At 61.4% G+C, this 15,614-nt stretch carries 14 protein-coding genes; 7 read left to right on the top strand and 7 right to left on the bottom strand.

All coding sequences use genetic code 11. The features are described from left to right. Nucleotides 1-44: 44 nt before the first annotated feature. Together ACQRBV_RS09585 and ACQRBV_RS09580 are read right to left on the bottom strand one after the other, a co-directional pair. Nucleotides 45-2,315: a hypothetical protein gene (locus ACQRBV_RS09585; RefSeq protein WP_411984903.1), complete on the bottom strand. Its 2,271-nt coding sequence runs from the start codon at nucleotides 2,313-2,315 to the stop codon at nucleotides 45-47. 74 nt (nucleotides 2,316-2,389) lie between these two features. Beyond that, nucleotides 2,390-3,931 (bottom strand): PLP-dependent aminotransferase family protein, encoded by a 1,542-nt coding sequence (locus ACQRBV_RS09580; protein ID WP_411984902.1) that lies wholly within the window; start codon nucleotides 3,929-3,931, stop codon nucleotides 2,390-2,392. Between the two features lie 87 nt (nucleotides 3,932-4,018). On the opposite strand from ACQRBV_RS09580, the gene ACQRBV_RS09575 reads away from it, so the two are divergent. Genes ACQRBV_RS09575 through ACQRBV_RS09565 form a run of 3 tightly spaced genes read left to right on the top strand, consistent with a single transcriptional unit; the run spans nucleotide 4,019 to nucleotide 5,782 of the window. Then, nucleotides 4,019-4,657: an FMN-binding negative transcriptional regulator gene (locus tag ACQRBV_RS09575; RefSeq protein WP_126870611.1), complete on the top strand. Its 639-nt coding sequence runs from the start codon at nucleotides 4,019-4,021 to the stop codon at nucleotides 4,655-4,657. Then, nucleotides 4,654-5,100: a GNAT family N-acetyltransferase gene (locus tag ACQRBV_RS09570; protein ID WP_411984901.1), complete on the top strand. Its 447-nt coding sequence runs from the start codon at nucleotides 4,654-4,656 to the stop codon at nucleotides 5,098-5,100. The genes ACQRBV_RS09575 and ACQRBV_RS09570 overlap by 4 nt, the downstream gene beginning before the upstream one ends. Before the next feature lie 10 nt (nucleotides 5,101-5,110). Beyond that, on the top strand, nucleotides 5,111-5,782 hold the full coding sequence (locus tag ACQRBV_RS09565) for a GNAT family N-acetyltransferase (protein ID WP_411984900.1): 672 nt from the start codon (nucleotides 5,111-5,113) through the stop codon (nucleotides 5,780-5,782). A gap of 72 nt (nucleotides 5,783-5,854) precedes the next feature. On the opposite strand, the gene ACQRBV_RS09560 is transcribed toward ACQRBV_RS09565, so the two are convergent. Then, a complete protein-coding gene (locus ACQRBV_RS09560; RefSeq protein ID WP_060756625.1) occupies nucleotides 5,855-6,751 on the bottom strand; it encodes a homocysteine S-methyltransferase family protein in 897 nt (298 codons plus the stop codon). Nucleotides 6,752-6,863: 112 nt separating this feature from the next. Here ACQRBV_RS09560 and ACQRBV_RS09555 point away from each other — a divergent pair, with 112 nt between their 5' ends. The 3 genes from ACQRBV_RS09555 (at nucleotide 6,864) to ACQRBV_RS09545 (ending at nucleotide 9,950) form a co-directional block, all read left to right on the top strand. Further along, nucleotides 6,864-7,685 carry an ABC transporter substrate-binding protein gene (locus ACQRBV_RS09555; protein WP_198761043.1) on the top strand — a complete coding sequence of 274 codons (822 nt, stop codon included), beginning with the start codon at nucleotides 6,864-6,866 and terminating at the stop codon, nucleotides 7,683-7,685. A 32-nt stretch (nucleotides 7,686-7,717) separates the two neighbouring features. After that, nucleotides 7,718-8,485, top strand: a complete 768-nt coding sequence (locus ACQRBV_RS09550) for an amino acid ABC transporter permease (RefSeq protein WP_090372288.1) — start codon at nucleotides 7,718-7,720, stop codon at nucleotides 8,483-8,485. 154 nt (nucleotides 8,486-8,639) lie between these two features. Continuing rightward, nucleotides 8,640-9,950: an autotransporter outer membrane beta-barrel domain-containing protein gene (locus ACQRBV_RS09545; RefSeq protein WP_411984899.1), complete on the top strand. Its 1,311-nt coding sequence runs from the start codon at nucleotides 8,640-8,642 to the stop codon at nucleotides 9,948-9,950. Nucleotides 9,951-10,031: 81 nt separating this feature from the next. Here ACQRBV_RS09545 and oadA read toward each other — a convergent pair whose 3' ends face one another. Together oadA and ACQRBV_RS09535 are read right to left on the bottom strand one after the other, a co-directional pair. Continuing rightward, entirely contained in the window at nucleotides 10,032-11,840 is a 1,809-nt protein-coding gene (oadA, locus tag ACQRBV_RS09540) for a sodium-extruding oxaloacetate decarboxylase subunit alpha (RefSeq protein WP_411984898.1), read from the bottom strand. 11 nt (nucleotides 11,841-11,851) lie between these two features. Next, a complete protein-coding gene (locus tag ACQRBV_RS09535; protein ID WP_090367886.1) occupies nucleotides 11,852-13,267 on the bottom strand; it encodes an acetyl-CoA carboxylase biotin carboxylase subunit in 1,416 nt (471 codons plus the stop codon). Between the two features lie 195 nt (nucleotides 13,268-13,462). On the opposite strand from ACQRBV_RS09535, the gene ACQRBV_RS09530 reads away from it, so the two are divergent. Further along, entirely contained in the window at nucleotides 13,463-14,437 is a 975-nt protein-coding gene (locus ACQRBV_RS09530; protein WP_411984897.1) for a LysR family transcriptional regulator, read from the top strand. Here the strand turns inward: ACQRBV_RS09530 and ACQRBV_RS09525 are convergent. Beyond that, on the bottom strand, nucleotides 14,367-14,564 hold the full coding sequence (locus tag ACQRBV_RS09525; protein ID WP_081087085.1) for a PA3496 family putative envelope integrity protein: 198 nt from the start codon (nucleotides 14,562-14,564) through the stop codon (nucleotides 14,367-14,369). The two genes, ACQRBV_RS09530 and ACQRBV_RS09525, sit on opposite strands and share 71 nt — an antisense overlap. A gap of 148 nt (nucleotides 14,565-14,712) precedes the next feature. After that, nucleotides 14,713-15,579 (bottom strand): transcriptional regulator HexR, encoded by an 867-nt coding sequence (gene hexR / locus ACQRBV_RS09520; protein WP_003177007.1) that lies wholly within the window; start codon nucleotides 15,577-15,579, stop codon nucleotides 14,713-14,715. Between the last annotated feature and the right edge of the window lie 35 nt (nucleotides 15,580-15,614).

Here is a 15,614-nt window from a genome sequence, read left to right as displayed (position 1 = left end):
AGTGGCAAGGCCCACCGGAGCGAGGTCGCTCGCTCCGGTGGGTGTTACATCACATCCAGAAAAATGCGCCGCCCGGAGGGTGTGCCGATCGGCCCACGGTAGACCTGCGAGTGGCGCCCGGCGCTGCGTTCGGCCTGTTCAAAGACGCGGCCCATTTTGCGCTGCGCGGCTAATTTCAGGTGCGCCTTGGAGGGCTGGTCTGGCGGTGTGTGCAGCAAGGGGTAATGAAAGTGCGCGTACCACAGGGGCCGATAGCCGCCCATCACGTCCAGTACTTCGTATTCCTGCAGATAGTCCACCGTGCCGTCGATGGTTTCCGGCACCCGGCCATTGATCCGGCGGATACAAATCGCACGTTGCCCCAGCAGGTATTCCACATCGCCAACGGTTGGGGTCTGGCTGGTGCGGATCATATCGATGCGCAGGCGATGACCTTTGCTGCGCAACTGAACGGCAGTGACCCGCAATTGGCTGATCAAGGCAACGCAGTCCTCATTGCTGCGGCCTTGGGTGAATTGCGCAAGCACACGGGCAGCGTCGTCCAACCCCCGCGCCAGTTGCTCGAACTGCTCCTCTGCTGCAACCGGTGGCGTGCCGGGGCGCAGGGTTTCGGCCTCCGCCTGGTGGGCCCGGGCCAGTGAGGCCTGGCCTGCATCGAAAGCTCTACGCCCACGCACACTCAGCCCACGCACATCGCGCTTGAGCCGCGGCACCCGGCGGATGTCCCACTGACCTTGGTCATTACGGCTGATGTCGGGCCCCAGGGTTGCGGGTTTTTGCGGCCGGTCGACCACCTGGTAGACCGGGCTGTTGATATTAAAGACAGGGCTGATACGAATGTGCGACAGCACGTAGAAGTGGTTCTCGTCCTTGTTGTAGACGAGCCCGTTATCGAAGAGGTGGAGACCTTTATGGAGCCCCTCATGAATCATCTCGCCTACCTTTGACGGGTGTCCTATCGCCGCCAATTGATGCTGCTGGGCTGCCGAAAGCACCTGCCGTGCCCCCGCCCACGCGGCATCCAGCCGCTTGACGCGCGGGTGTGGCGGCGCAGGCTCCTGGCCTTGCGGCCTGGCGGGATAAACCAGCAGCAGGGCCACCTGCCGCATCCAGCGAACGCCGTCGCGCCAGGGTACTTGAGCATTTTGCGTAACCTGCGCCTTGAAGGGGCTTGCGAGCAGCATCTTGCGGGTCAAGAACATTTCAGCGAAAGGCTGGGACAACACCGCGCCAGATGCAGGGGCAGTCATCACTTGTTGGAAGACCTGTGCCGACCACGGCCGAAACACCAACCAGGGGCCGACCTCATCGCTCCCAGCACCGATCAGGTAGTCTGACTCATCCGCCAACCGCCTGAACACCATCGGCTCGCCCTGCACGTGACGATGGGTCGCGTAAGTTCTCACGGCTGCGCGAAGCCGGTAATAACCCTCGAGCGTAACCCCCGCCAGACCTTGAAGACTGTATTCCAACGCCACCTTGCACAGGTCCATGGCCATTTCCCGAGCGAAGCAGGCTTGGTGCGCGGCGTCGTCCTCCGGCAGGTCGTCGAGCTGGGCGCGGGCGCAATATTTCTGATAGGCCCAGGCGGTTCTCACCAACAGCCTGCTGTAAGCCAATCGCCCCACGCGCGAGGCTTCTTTCAGCCAGGACGGTAACGATTCACGCAGCCCCTGCGGCTCGGGGTCCTGCTCGAAGAAATCACGGAACCGGGTCGCCCAGGCCAGTTGTCGATCCAGAGGCTCAAGGCGCGGGCTTTCACTGAGGTCAATCGCATCGATACGTTGCAACGCCGCTTCCAGCCCACACAGCGCCCAGCCCTCGAAGACGTCATGCTCAAGCCGCTCAGCGTCTACCAACACCTCGGCCTGCTGAGCAGACGTAAAAACCTCAAGGCCATGTCTCACGGAGTAGATCAGCGTTGTACCGGCCCCCACGATCGCCAATGCGAGGTCGTTGTGCCGTTGAACGCCATAGGCCTCAATCGTGGAGGTCCGCTCGCCGCTGTCGGGAAACGCGAGCACAGCCTGGAGCAGCCTGCGGATGACGGGATCTGCCTGCTTGCGCAGAACCTTACGCAGCTGCTGTGCAAGCATCTGCGATAACTCGCGCCAGCGAGTTTCCGACGCCGGGCCGGGCGCGCAGAAGAACTCGATCAACTGCTCGGCGTAATACTCAAGCACCGCCTCCGGGTCGGCATCGAGCTGGGCCTGAGTAATGCCTAAAGTGCCAAGGGTGGGGCGTAAAGCGAACAACTGGCTGGTGCGCAACTGCAGCGCATCGACAACGGGGGGTGGGGAAAGTGGGTCGGGCATGATCGTCTACCTAGAGCAAAGACACAGGAAGCCCTCACGGTATTGGCCTCTTCACCCGGCCAGACGGTAGTTAATTATCCGGACTGCCATGCGGCGCGCAGACGCTTGAGCGCGAGTGCAATTTCCACCTCCGGCACGGCGGCAAACCCCATCACCAGGCCAGCGCGCTGGTCAACCGGCGTGCTTGATTGGGGCAGCCAGTAACTGCTCAGGCCGTTGACTTCCACCCCCACCTCACGGGCCTGGGCGAGCAGTTGCTGTTCGCGCGCCAATGTCTCCACCCGCACGGTCAGGTGCAGCCCAGCGGCCACGCTGGGCAGTTCGCCGATACCCCCCAACCCGTCCGGCCAACCCGCGAGCAACGCGTTGCGCCGGCTCAAGGCAGCCCGGCGCATACGGCGGATATGCCGCTGGAAGTGCCCGGCCGCCATGAATTCGGCCATCACCGCCTGGGTGCTGACTTCCGAGTGGCGCATGTCGACGGCACGGCGCCGGGAGAAGGCGTCCACCAGCCCCGGCGGTAATACCAGATAACCCAGGCGCAAGGCCGGGAACGCTACTTTGCCGAACGTGCCGACATACAGCACCCGCCCACTGCGAGCCAGGGCCGCCAAGGGCGACAGGGGCGCGCCGCTGTAGCGGTACTCGCCATCGTAGTCGTCCTCGATGATCCAGCCGCCCGTACGCTCGGCCCAGGCCAGCAGTTCCAGGCGTCGGGCCAGGCTCATCACCACACCCAGCGGGTATTGATGGGAAGGCGTGACATAAGCCACGCGGCAATCGGCAAGGGTATTGAGTACCTGGCAGTCGATACCCTCGTTGTCCACCGGTACTCCGTGCAGTCGCCCACCGGCCAGGGCGAACGCATGGCCGGCAGCACGATAACCGGGGTTTTCCACTGCCACTGCATCGCCAGGCTCTACCAGCAACTGTGCACAAAGGCTGATTGCCTGCTGCGCGCCGCTGGTGATCACTATTTGTTCAGCCGTGCATTGCAAGCCACGTGAGCTGCGCAGGTAAGCGGCAATCAACCCGCGCAAGCGAGCATCGCCAGCCGGGTCCCCGTAACAGAGTTGCTCCAGATCCGGCTTGCGCCAGAACGCCCCATTCAGCTTGGCCCACACCTCGAACGGGAACAGATCGAACGCCGGTACGCCCACGCGAAATGCCCGTGGCGGACCCGATGGAGGCTGAGACAGGTGGTTGGTTTTTATCCGCTCGACACCGGCACTGTGGATAACTTCGTCATCCAGATTTTCCGGCAAATTCGCCGCGTTTGTGGATAAGATTGGGGATAAGCCTGTTGAAAACCCTGTGGACAGTTTTGTGGATAGTTTTTTTGCGGTGGGCAGTTGGGCTACATAGGTGCCATCACCGACCCGGCTCTCGATAAAGCCCTCGGCGTAGAGCTGGTCGTAAGCGCGCACCACGCTGTTGCGCGAAATCGACAACGCCGCCGCCAAATCACGGCTAGCCGGCAAGCGCGTGCCGCTGACCAGCCGCCCGTCCAGCACCCGCTGGCGCAAGGCGTCATACAGCTGGCGAGTCAGACCTTGGCAGCGATCCAGCTCGATTCCGGCGGGGTTGAATGACATCGGCGGCAAAACAGGCGGCATATTGGACCTATGAAATTGACCCTAGATGGCTCTTACAACGAACCAATAGCCTGCCTAGGATGCAGGCATTCGCCAAGGAAAATCTCCATGTACACACCGCGTGCCTTTGCCCTCGATGACCTGCCCGAAATCCAGCAACTGATCCAGCACACCCGCTTGGCGCAGTTGGTAACCTTTGGCGAACAGGGCCTGCAAGCCAGCCACCTGCCGCTGTTGCTCAACCCCGATGAAGGCCCCAACGGCACGCTCTATGGGCACCTGGCCAAGGCCAACCCACAGTGGCAAGCGCTGCAAAATGGCAGCGACGCCCTGGTGATCTTTGCCGGCGCCGAAGCCTACATCAGCCCGGCGTTTTATCCGGCCAAGGCCGAGCACGGCAAAGTGGTGCCCACCTGGAACTACATCGCCGTGCACGCTTACGGCAAGGCCGAGGTGTTCACCGATGCCGCACGCTTGCTCAAGCTGGTCAGTGCCCTCACCGACCGTCATGAAGGCAATCGCAGCCAACCGTGGAAAGTCAGCGACGCCCCGGCCGACTACATCGACGGCATGCTCAGGGCCATCGTCGGCTTCGCCCTGCCGATCGACCGCCTGATCGGCAAGCGCAAACTCAGCCAGAACCGCAGCGCGGCCGACGTTGCCGGCGTTCGCGAAGGCCTGGCCGCAAGCCCGGACGTGCGTGACCAGACCCTCGCGCGCTTTATTCCCCAAGGAGTTTCAGAATGAACCGGACCGACATCCGCCAGGTGACTGCTGCCGACCACGCCGCCTGGCTGCCGTTGTGGCAAGCGTATTTGAAGTTCTACAACACCGAACTGCCGGACGCGGTGAGCCAAAGCACCTGGCAGCGTTTGCTCGACGCCAATGAGCCGACCCATTCGGCGCTGGCCTGGCAGGACGGCAAGGCGGTGGGTATGGTCAACTTCATCTACCATCGCTCCAACTGGAGCATTGAAAACTCCTGCTACCTGCAGGACTTGCTGGTGGACCCCGCTCAACGCGGCACCGGCGTCGGTCGTCAGTTGATCGAATTCGTCTACACCACCGCCAAGGCCGATGGTTGCTGCAAGGTCCATTGGCTGACCCACGAAACTAACGCCACGGCGATCCAGCTGTATGAACGCATCGCCGAACGCCCAGGTTTCATCCAATTTCGCAAAGGCCTTTGAGGAGCGCAGCATGCCCATTTCCCCCGCCGACTGGAAAGGCGTCCCGGCGCCTACCGTGCAAGTGCTGGAAGGACGCTTTATCCGCCTGGAAAAACTCGACCCGGCGCGCCATGCCGACGATCTGTTCCAAGCGCTTCAAGGCCCCGGTGCCGACCCGAAACTGTGGGACTACCTGCCTTACGGCCCTTTCCCTGAGCGCAGCGCCTTCAATGACTGGTTGAATAATCACGCAGCTCACAGCGACCCGTATTTTTTCAGCGTGATCGACCGCGCCAGCGGTCAGGTCCAAGGCATCCTCAGCCTGATGTCCATTGTCCCGGCCCAAGGCCGTATCGAGATCGGCCACGTCACCTTCGGGGCGCCGATGCAGCGCTCACCGAAAAGCACCGAGGCGGTGTACCTGCTGGCCAGGCATGCCTTCGAACAGGGCTACCGCCGCCTGGAATGGAAGTGCAATAACGCCAACGCCCGCTCCAAATACGCGGCCGAACGCCTGGGGTTCAGCTTTGAAGGTGTGTTTCGCCAGCACATGGTGGTCAAGGGGCAGAACCGGGACACCGCGTGGTATTCCATCATCGACGCGGAATGGGCGGCGATTGGCGCAGGCTTCGAGGCATGGTTATCAGAAGCCAATCAGACGGGATCGGGCCAGTTGAAAACCCTGGCGCAGTGCCGGGCCTGACCCTCCCAGACGACGCATGATGCCTGTGGCAGGGAACGGGTTCCCTGCCACATTTGCAGTTGCGTTGGCCAACTACCCCAGCTTCTGGGCCAGCACCGCAATATGCTCAGGCCCGATCCCGCAGCAACCGCCCAGATGGCTGGCACCGCGCGCCTGCCAATCAGCGGCCCAGTGCAGGTAGCCGGGTGGGTCGAGGTCGTCGCGCAACGGGTCGAGGCCATCGTTGGCCGTGGCTTCCTTGGGCTGCGGAGGGAAGGCATTGGCGTAGGCACCGATCTGGATCGCTACGCCCAGTCGCTCAAAGGTCTGGCGCGCAGCATCAATCGCCGCGCCGATCACTTCCGGCTGGCTGCAGTTGAACAGCAGCACCTGCACGCCCAACTGCGCAGCCGCCTCGGCCGCGTCCGCCACCGGCTCGCCGGAGCGCAGCCGTGGTACTTCGTCGGTGTCTTCGTCCTTCAAGGTAAACGACAGCCAGAACGGCTTGCCATCCTGAGGCAGACCGGCCTTGATCGCCCGCGCTTCGACAATCGAGCTTTGGGTTTCCGCCAGCCACAGGTCAACGTGAGGCGCCAGGCCTTGCACCAGCGGTGTGAGTAACTCGGATACACGCTGCGCTTCAAATAAATCCGGGCGATATGAGCCAAACAACGGCGGCAACGAACCGGCCACCCGTACATGTTTACCCGAGGCCGTCACCGCCCGCCGCGCCAACTCACCCGCCAAAGCCGCCAAGGCTTGGCCTTCAGCCGCAAATCGAAGCTCACCAATATGAAACGGCACCACCGCATAGCTATTGCTGGTGATCACGTTCGCGCCACTGTCGATATAAGCCGCATGCACCGCCTCCACCGCCTGCGGCGCCTCGCTCAACGCCAAAGCCGACCACTCCGGCTGACGGAACGGCGCGCCACGGCGTTGCAGTTCACGGCCCATGCCACCATCGAGAATCACTGTTTCTGCGCCCATATGCTTTTTACTCATAAGCTTATGAAAATAACTCACTATGAGAGTCGTTTTTATAACTATTTAATACGCTGAATTCGCTGCATCACAACTCTTTTTTCTAAAGGTGTCATTCGTGAAACTTAAACCCCTGTTGGCCTTGGGCCTGCTGACGCTGGCGACTTGCACCCAAGCCTTCGGTGGCGCCACGCTGGATCGCATCGAGCAGAAAAAAGAGCTGGTGGGCGTGCTGATGGAAAGCTACCCGCCATTTTCGTTCCTCAACGACCAGAACCAGCTGAGTGGCTTCGACGTTGACGTGGCAAAGGCTGTGGCACAGAAACTGGGCGTGAAGCTGCGCCTGGAGACGCCCTCATGGGACGTGATCGCCGCCGGCCGCTGGAGCGGGCGCTACGACATTTGCATCTGCTCGATGACCCCGAGCAAAGCCCGCGCCGAAGTGTTTGATTTCCCGGTGGAGTACTACGCCTCGCCGGCGGTGATCGTGGTCAATGCCAAGGACGAGCGCATCCACACGGCCAAGGACCTGAGCGGCAAGAAAGTCGGCCTCACCAGCGCCTCCAGTTACGAAAGCTACCTGAACAAGAACCTGGTGATCGAAGGTGCCGAAGACACGCCGTTGCAGTACCCGTTCGAGAATGTGCAGATCGCCCCGTACGACACCGACAACGTCGCCTTCCAGGACCTCGGCCTGGGTGCCGGCGTGCGCCTGGATGCCATCCTCACCAACCTGGTTACCGCCCAGCCGCGCCTGACCGAAGACAAGCGCTTCAAGCTGGCCGGCGAGCCGCTGTACTCGGAGCCCAACTCGGTCGCCATCGAGAAAGGCGACGCGGCGTGGGACAGCAAGGTGCGTGAGGTCTTTGCCCAGCTCAAACAGGACGGCACCTTGAGCGCGCTGTCGCAAAAATGGATTGGCGCCGATATCAGCCGATGACACCGTCCAGACCCCCCTTGCTGCAGCGCCTGCTGGGCTTTCGCACACGGCTGTACCTTACTTGGGCGGCGCTGTTCGCCCTGTTTGCCGGCTTCTTCCTGAGCTTTGACCTGAAGTTCTCGATCATCCTCGACAAGTTGCCCAACCTGGTCGGCCTGCACTTGGCGCCCAACGGCTTCCTGCAAGGCGCCGCGCTGACGCTCTTCCTGTGCCTGTGCTCAATGCTGACGTCATCGGTGTTGGGTTTTATCGCCGCCCTGGGGCGCCTGTCGAAAAGTGCCGTGGCGTTCGGCATTGCCAGTTTTTACGCGTCGTTCTTTCGCGGCACGCCACTGCTTATCCAGATCCTGCTGATCTACCTGGGCCTGCCACAACTGGGCCTGGTGCCGGGCGCTATCGTAGCCGGCATCATCGCGCTGTCGCTGAACTATGGCGCCTACCTGAGCGAGATTTTCCGCGCCGGTATCCTGGGTGTGCCTCATGGTCAACGCGAAGCCGCCCTGGCCCTGGGCATGCGCGACAGTGCGATCTTCTGGCACGTCACCCTGCCCCAGGCCATGCGCACCATTGTTCCGCCCGCCACCAACCAGTTCATCTCCATGCTCAAGGACTCGTCCCTGATCTCGGTGATGGGCGTGTGGGAAGTGATGTTCCTGGCGCAGTCCTACGGTCGTTCAAGCTATCGCTATATCGAGATGCTCACCACGGCGGCGATCATCTACTGGGTAATGTCCCTGGCGCTGGAACTGATCCAGGCCCGTATGGAGCGGCACTACGGTAAGGGTTATGCCAAGCGATGAAGGCCAAAAGGGACACTGCGGCCTGCCGCCTGGGCGCAATTTTAATCGCAGCAGACTAGAGACATCTCCCGCAAACGAGGGGTAGCCGGCCTGACAGTTATCCCTTCTGCCCCCGCTAAATTCCACCGCCTCATACATGAAGAGGTGGGTTTAGATGACGTTTATACACAAGCAATTCGCACTCGCTATCACCCTGCTGCTGGGAGCCGCCAGCGCTCACTGCGCTCAGGCACGTGGCGATATGGAGCCTGACAGCGAGTGGTTTGCGCCAGCCGCGCAGAGCAGCGAAAAAGCGCACGTCGGCCCGGTGGAGCCTGCGCCTGAAGAGTTTTATTTTGCCGACCATGCCGGCAGCCGTAACGGCCTGAGCGTCGCCCGCGTGCTGGACTCCGCAGTCGACGCACTGCTGGCATCGGACACATTGAGCGAATGGGAAAAGCATCAACTTGAAGAGTACGGCCATTACCTGGGCAGCCTGGCGCCAGGCCGGTTAGCCGCCACGCTTGAACAATTGGCCGGCAGCCAGAACGCCAATCTGGGCACCGCGACTCAAAACAGCCTGCAGCCCGTGACCGCCAACCTGTTGTCGGCAATACGTCAGTTGGATAATGACACCCGCGAGACGGGGCGCTTTTGGCTCCAGGGCCTGGGAAGCGGCGGCCGGCTCAATGCCCAACACGGTAGCGCCGGCTTGAGTCAAAGCACCCAAGGCGTGCTGCTGGGTGCCGACTGGTCACTCGACCACGCATGGCGGATCGGTGTAGTGGGTGGCAAATCGGACAGCGACCTGAGCATCAAGGGGTTCCAGGGTGAGTTGGACAGTTGGCACCTGGGTGGATACGCCGTGCGCCGAGACGGCCCGTTCGCATTGCGCCTGGGCGCGCTCTACAGCCGGCATACCGGGCAAAACAAACGCACGGTCGATTTTGACTTCGTCGGCTACCGCGAGTCCCTCACCGGCAAGTACACCGCTCAGAGCCAAAACGCTTTCGCAGAGCTTGGCTATCAACTGGACACTGGCGGCCTACGTGCCGAGCCCTTCGCCGGCATCGGCTTGCAGCGCTACCAACGTGAGCGTTTCCAGGAAAAAGGCGGCTATAGCGCGCTGAACGTCGGTACACAGACCCAGCAAAACCTCAGCAGCACCGTTGGCCTGCGCTTGAGCCATGACTTTGCACTGGGTAACCGCATCGCCCTCAAACCGCACCTGAGCACCCACTGGAAACATCTGTATGGCAGCGTCGACAGCCGCGTGCGCCAGTCCTTCGCCCAGGAAAAACGCGAGGACTTCAACAGTGAGTTCACCATTGCCGGCGCTTCCCTGGACCGTGACAGCCTGGCATTGCGCACCGGCGTGGACATGGCCCTGTCGGCCGAACATAGCGTAGGCCTGGCCTATACCGCCGAGGTCGGCAGCCACAGTCGCAACCACGCGTTGATGGGGCAGTGGGCGATGACGTTCTAAGGCCGGACCGCCCGAGCGCCAGGCAAAAAAAAGGGGGCATATGCCCCCCGAGGTTTAAGCGGTAGTGTCGAAGGCTGTGGATCAGCCTTCGATTTCGATCAGGATTTCACCCGGGTTGACCCGGTCGCCCTTGGCCACATGCACCGCAGTGACCTTACCGGCAATGGCGGCCTGTACTTCGGTTTCCATCTTCATAGCTTCGGTGATCAGCACGGCCTGGCCGGCCTTGACCACGTCGCCTTCCCTGACCAGCACATCGACGATATTGCCCGGCATTGCCGTGCTCACATGACCCGGCGCGCTGGCGTGCTTGCGCTTGCTGCCGCCGCTGCTGACAAACTCGTTGAGCGGTTCGAACACCACCTCTTCCGGCATGCCATCAATGGACAGGTAGAAATGCCGTTTGCCTTCGGCCTTCACACCGACACCGGTGATATCCACGCGGTAGCTTTCGCCGTGCACGTCGATGACGAACTCGGTCGGTACACCTTCGCCCCCGGCGCGGGCCACGCCGCCGGCCTCAGGGATCGGCAACAACACTTCAGGGGCCAGGGTGCCGGCCTCACGTTCTTCGAGGAACTTGCGGCCGATGTCCGGGAACATGGCGTAGGTCAGCACGTCTTCTTCGGACTTGGCCAATGCGCCGATCTCGCCACGCAGCTTGGTCATTTCCGGCTTGAGCAGGTCGGCCGGGCGCACGTCTATCACGTCTTCACTGCCGATGGCTTGGCGACGCAGTTTCTCGTTCACCGTGCCTGGCGCCTTGCCGTAGCCGCCCTGCAGGTACAGCTTCACTTCATTGGTGATGGTCTTGTAGCGTTCACCGGCCAACACGTTGAAGAACGCCTGGGTACCGACGATCTGCGAGGTCGGCGTGACCAGCGGCGGGAAACCGAGGTCTTCGCGCACACGGGGGATTTCAGCCAGTACTTCGCCCATGCGGTTGAGGGCGCCCTGCTCCTTCAACTGGTTGGCCAGGTTGGAAATCATCCCGCCCGGTACCTGGTTGACTTGCACGCGGGTGTCGACCGCGGTGAATTCGCTTTCGAACTGGTGGTACTTCTTGCGCACTGCGTAGAAGTACAAACCGATTTCCTGCAGCAGCTCCAGGTCGAGGCCAGTGTCGAACTCGCTGCCTTTAAGGGCCGCGACCATCGATTCGGTGCCCGGATGGCTGGTGCCCCAGGCGAAACTGGAAATCGCGGTATCGATATGATCTGCGCCGTTTTCAATAGCCTTGAGTTGGCACATCGCGGCCAGGCCGGCGGTGTCGTGAGAGTGAATGAACACCGGCAGGCTCTGCTCGGCTTTCAAGGCCTTGACCAGTTCGCCGGTGGCATACGGGGTCAGCAGGCCAGCCATGTCTTTGATTGCGACCGAGTCGCAACCCATGGATTCCATCTGCTTGGCCTGGGCCACAAACGCGTCGATGGTGTGCACGGGGCTGGTGGTGTAGGCGATCGTGCCCTGGGCATGTTTGCCAGCGGCTTTCACCGCTTCGATGGCCACGCGCAGGTTACGCACATCGTTCATCGCGTCGAAGATGCGGAACACGTCAATGCCATTCACGGCGGCCTTGGCGACAAACGCTTTGACCACGTCGTCGCTGTAGTGGCGGTAGCCCAGCAGGTTCTGGCCACGCAGCAGCATTTGCAGGCGGGTATTAGGTAACGCGGCGCGCAGTTTGCGCAGGCGCTCCCACGGGTCTTCTTTCAGGAAACGCACGCAAGCGTCAAAGGTCGCGCCACCCCAGACTTCCAGGGACCAGTAGCCGACTTTGTCGAGCTTGTCGCAGATCGGCAGCATGTCATCGGTACGCATGCGGGTCGCGAGCAGCGATTGGTGAGCGTCGCGCAGGATGGTGTCGGTTACGAAAATCTTCTTGGTCATTGTTGTATTCCTCACAGGCCTGCGTGGGCGGCGATGGCGGCGGCGATGGCCAGGGCCAGCTCTTCGGGTTTGCGCTTGATCGAGTAGTTGGTCAGCTCAGGGTGGCTTTCCACAAAGCTTGTATTGAACTGGCCGCTGCGGAATTCCGGGTTGCGCAGGATTTCCTGGTAGTAGGCGGCGGTGGTCTTCACACCTTGCAGGCGCATGTCGTCCAGGGCACGCAGGCCACGGTCCATGGCTTCTTCCCAGGTCAATGCCCACACCACCAGTTTCAGGCACATGGAGTCGTAGAACGGCGGAATGGTGTAGCCGGTGTAGATCGCCGTGTCGGTGCGCACGCCGGGACCGCCGGGCGCGTAGTAACGGGTGATCTTGCCGAAGCTGGGCAGGAAGTTGTTCTTCGGGTCTTCGGCGTTGATACGGAACTGCAACGCGAAACCGCGGTGATGGATGTCTTCCTGTTTCACCGACAGCGGCAGGCCCGAGGCGATGCGGATCTGCTCACGGACAATATCGATCCCGGTGATTTCTTCGGTGATGGTGTGTTCCACCTGCACCCGGGTATTCATCTCCATGAAGTACACCTCGCCCTCGGCGAGCAGGAACTCCACGGTACCGGCGTTCTCGTAGCCCACCGCCTTGGCCGCACGCACCGACAGGTCGCCGATGTAGGCGCGCTGTTCGGGTGTCAGCTGCGGGCTGGGGGCGATTTCGATGAGCTTCTGGTTACGGCGCTGGATCGAGCAATCGCGCTCGAACAGATGCACCACGTTGCCGAAGCTGTCACCGAGGATCTGCGCCTCGATGTGCTTGGGGTTGACGATGCATTTTTCCAGGAACACTTCCGCCGAACCGAATGCCTTGGTGGCTTCGGAGATGACACGCGGGAAGGCTTGTTCGAGTTCTTCGCGGCTGTTGCAGCGACGGATACCGCGACCGCCACCACCGGAAGTGGCCTTGAGCATCACCGGATAGCCAATGCGATCGCCTTCGCTAAGGGCTTCATGGATATCGGCGACGTTGCCTTCGGTGCCGGGAGTCACCGGCACACCGGCCTTGATCATGCTGCGGCGCGCTTCGGTCTTGTCGCCCATGCGGCGGATGACTTCGGCCGATGGGCCAATGAACTTGATCCCACGTTCGGCGCAAATGTCTGCCAGTTCGGCGTTTTCCGAAAGGAAACCATAGCCCGGGTGCAACGCATCACAGCCGGTTTCCACCGCCAGGTTCACCAGCTTGCGCGGGTTCAGGTAACCGGCCAGAGGCTCGGCGCCAATGCTGTGGGCTTCGTCGGCACGCTTGACGTGCAGAGCATGACGGTCGGCATCGGAAAACACCGCAACCGAGCGAATCCCCATCTCGGCGCAGGCTCGCACGATGCGTACGGCGATTTCACCACGGTTGGCGATCAGGATCTTTTTTATCACTTGGAAATTCCCTTGAGCCGATTGCTGCGTTCTTCGACCCGCTAGACCCGGGTCGACGCGTGACCAAATGTTTCAAGCCAGTCGCGTGACACACACTAAGCCGCTCAAGGAATTAACAAAAATCAATAATTATTGGGTTAGGCATAAGTAAAGACTTATAGTTGGCCGGACAGGCCGCACCAACAGGAATTAAAAATGCGTAAGTCATTGATGCGTATGACATTGCGTCAACTTCAGATTTTCAATGAAGTGTGTGATTTGCGCTCTTACAGCCGCGCCGCCGAGGAAATGTCTCTCACGCAACCGGCGGTCAGCCTGCAAATCCGCCAGCTGGAAGAGCTGATCGGCCAGCCGCTGTTCGATTACGTCGGCAAAAAACTCTACATGACCGAAGCCGCCGAAGCCCTGCAACGGGCCAGTCGCGATATTTTCGGGCGCCTGGAAAACCTCGACATGCAACTGTCGGACATGCAGGGCTCGCTGCAGGGCCAGTTGAAGCTGGCGGTGGAGTCCAGCGCCAAGTATTTCGTGCCGCACCTGTTCGCGGCCTTCAAGCGCCAACACCCCGAAGTGCAATTGCAGCTGACGGTGGTCAACCGCGCCCAGGTGATTCGCAGGCTGTCGGACAACCGCGATGACCTGGTCATCATGTCCATGGTGCCCCAGGACATGGGCCTGGAATTCCTGCCGTTTCTCAACAACCCGATCGTCGCCGTGGCACCGCTCGACCACCCCTTGAGCCTGCAAGGCCCGCTGCGCCTGCAAGACCTGGAACCCTACACGCTGCTACTGCGCGAGCCCGGTTCCGGCACGCGACTGGCCTGCGAGGAATACTTCAAGGAGAAACGCGTGCACTTCACCCAAACGGTGGAAGTCGCGTCGGCCGAAGCCCAGCGCGAATGCGTGAGCGCAGGGTTGGGCGTGGCCTTGCTCACGCGCCACGCCGTCAATATGGAGTTGGCCACCGGCGGGCTCAAGGAGTTGCCGGTGGAGGAGCTGCCGCTGTACCGCAGTTGGTGCCTGGTGCAGGCCAAGGCCAAACGCCTGTCACCGGTGGCGCATGCGTTCCTGGGCTTTATCCGCAGCGAACGGGTGCAGATCAGCGTGCTGGCTGAGCGCTTCGCTGGGCAGCCACGGGTGCCTGCCAGTGGAGTTCCGGGTAGTCACTGAAGCTCTGGAGCAGTTGACGCTCTTCGCAGCGGTCTTCGATGGCGCGACGGAACGCCATGCGGCGTTGGTCTTCCTGTTGGCGACGGGTCTTGACGGTGCTGTTGCTGTCTTCGTAGTGCCGGGTCATTTGGAGTCTCCCAATGCGAGTACGGGGAGTTCAGGATGGCCTTGGGGGATGACGGGGCGATGACAACCTGATGAAGATTCTCGACACACAGGAAAACCCAATGTGGGAGGGGCAAGCCCCCTCCCACATTGGGATCTGCATACCGCTTCTAGTCGTCGAGGGCTTTGACGGATTTGGGCGACAGACGCAGGCTGCGCAAACTGCGCTTCACGCTCTTGAGATGGTTGACCAGGCTCGGACCACGCGCCATCGCCACGCCCATCGCCAGCACGTCAATCACCACCAGGTGAGCGATACGCGAGGTCAGCGGGGTGTAGATCTCGGTGTCTTCGTGCACATCGATCGCCAGGTTGACCGTGGACAACTCCGCCAATGGTGTCTGGCTCGGGCACAGGGTGATCAGCGAGGCGCCGCTTTCGCGCACCAGGTTGGCGGTAATCAGCAGGTCTTTGGAACGGCCCGACTGGGAGATACAGATCGCCACGTCGGTAGGCTTCAAGGTCACGGCCGACATTGCCTGCATGTGCGGGTCGCTGTAGGCCGCGGCAGTCAGCAGCAGACGAAAGAATTTGTGCTGGGCGTCAGCCGCGACGGCGCCGGATGCACCAAAACCATAGAACTCGACACGCTGGGCCTGGGACATGGCGGTCACCGCCTTTTGCAGCTCTACCGGGTCGAGCTTCTCGCGCACTTCCATCAACGTGTGCAAGGTGGTGTCGAAAATTTTCAGGCTGTAGTCGGCGACGGAGTCATCTTCATGGATCGCAAACTGCCCGAAGCTCGCACCGGCCGCCAGGCTCTGGGCCAGCTTGAGTTTCAAGTCCTGGAACCCCGAGCAACCGATAGCGCGGCAGAAGCGCACGATGGTCGGCTCACTGATGCCCACGCTGTGGGCCAGGTCGGCCATGGAACTGTGCATCACGGCCGCAGGATCAAGCAGCACATGATCGGCAACCTTGAGTTCCGATTTGCGTAACAGGTGGCGCGACTGGGCGATATGTTGCAACAGGTTCAAAGGGCAGGACTCTTGTTATTGGCAGACGCCAGGGA

The sequence above is a fragment of the Pseudomonas sp. R11F genome (assembly GCF_050312575.1).
Classification (GTDB): Bacteria; Pseudomonadota; Gammaproteobacteria; order Pseudomonadales; family Pseudomonadaceae; genus Aquipseudomonas; species Aquipseudomonas palleroniana.
Note: the sequence above shows the minus strand (reverse complement) of the source record. Positions and strands in the feature narration are given on the sequence as shown.

Excerpts from the sequence above, each read along its gene's own strand:
- ACQRBV_RS09560 (WP_060756625.1), bottom strand. The coding sequence starts at position 6,751 with ATGGGCGCAGAAACAGTGATTCTCGATGGTGGCATGGGCCGTGAACTG.
- oadA (WP_411984898.1), bottom strand. The coding sequence starts at position 11,840 with ATGACCAAGAAGATTTTCGTAACCGACACCATCCTGCGCGACGCTCAC.
- ACQRBV_RS09575 (WP_126870611.1), top strand. The coding sequence starts at position 4,019 with ATGTACACACCGCGTGCCTTTGCCCTCGATGACCTGCCCGAAATCCAG.
- ACQRBV_RS09545 (WP_411984899.1), top strand. The coding sequence starts at position 8,640 with ATGACGTTTATACACAAGCAATTCGCACTCGCTATCACCCTGCTGCTG.
- ACQRBV_RS09580 (WP_411984902.1), bottom strand. The coding sequence starts at position 3,931 with ATGCCGCCTGTTTTGCCGCCGATGTCATTCAACCCCGCCGGAATCGAG.
- ACQRBV_RS09585 (WP_411984903.1), bottom strand. The coding sequence starts at position 2,315 with ATGCCCGACCCACTTTCCCCACCCCCCGTTGTCGATGCGCTGCAGTTG.
- ACQRBV_RS09530 (WP_411984897.1), top strand. The coding sequence starts at position 13,463 with ATGCGTAAGTCATTGATGCGTATGACATTGCGTCAACTTCAGATTTTC.
- ACQRBV_RS09525 (WP_081087085.1), bottom strand. The coding sequence starts at position 14,564 with ATGACCCGGCACTACGAAGACAGCAACAGCACCGTCAAGACCCGTCGC.
- ACQRBV_RS09570 (WP_411984901.1), top strand. The coding sequence starts at position 4,654 with ATGAACCGGACCGACATCCGCCAGGTGACTGCTGCCGACCACGCCGCC.
- ACQRBV_RS09565 (WP_411984900.1), top strand. The coding sequence starts at position 5,111 with ATGCCCATTTCCCCCGCCGACTGGAAAGGCGTCCCGGCGCCTACCGTG.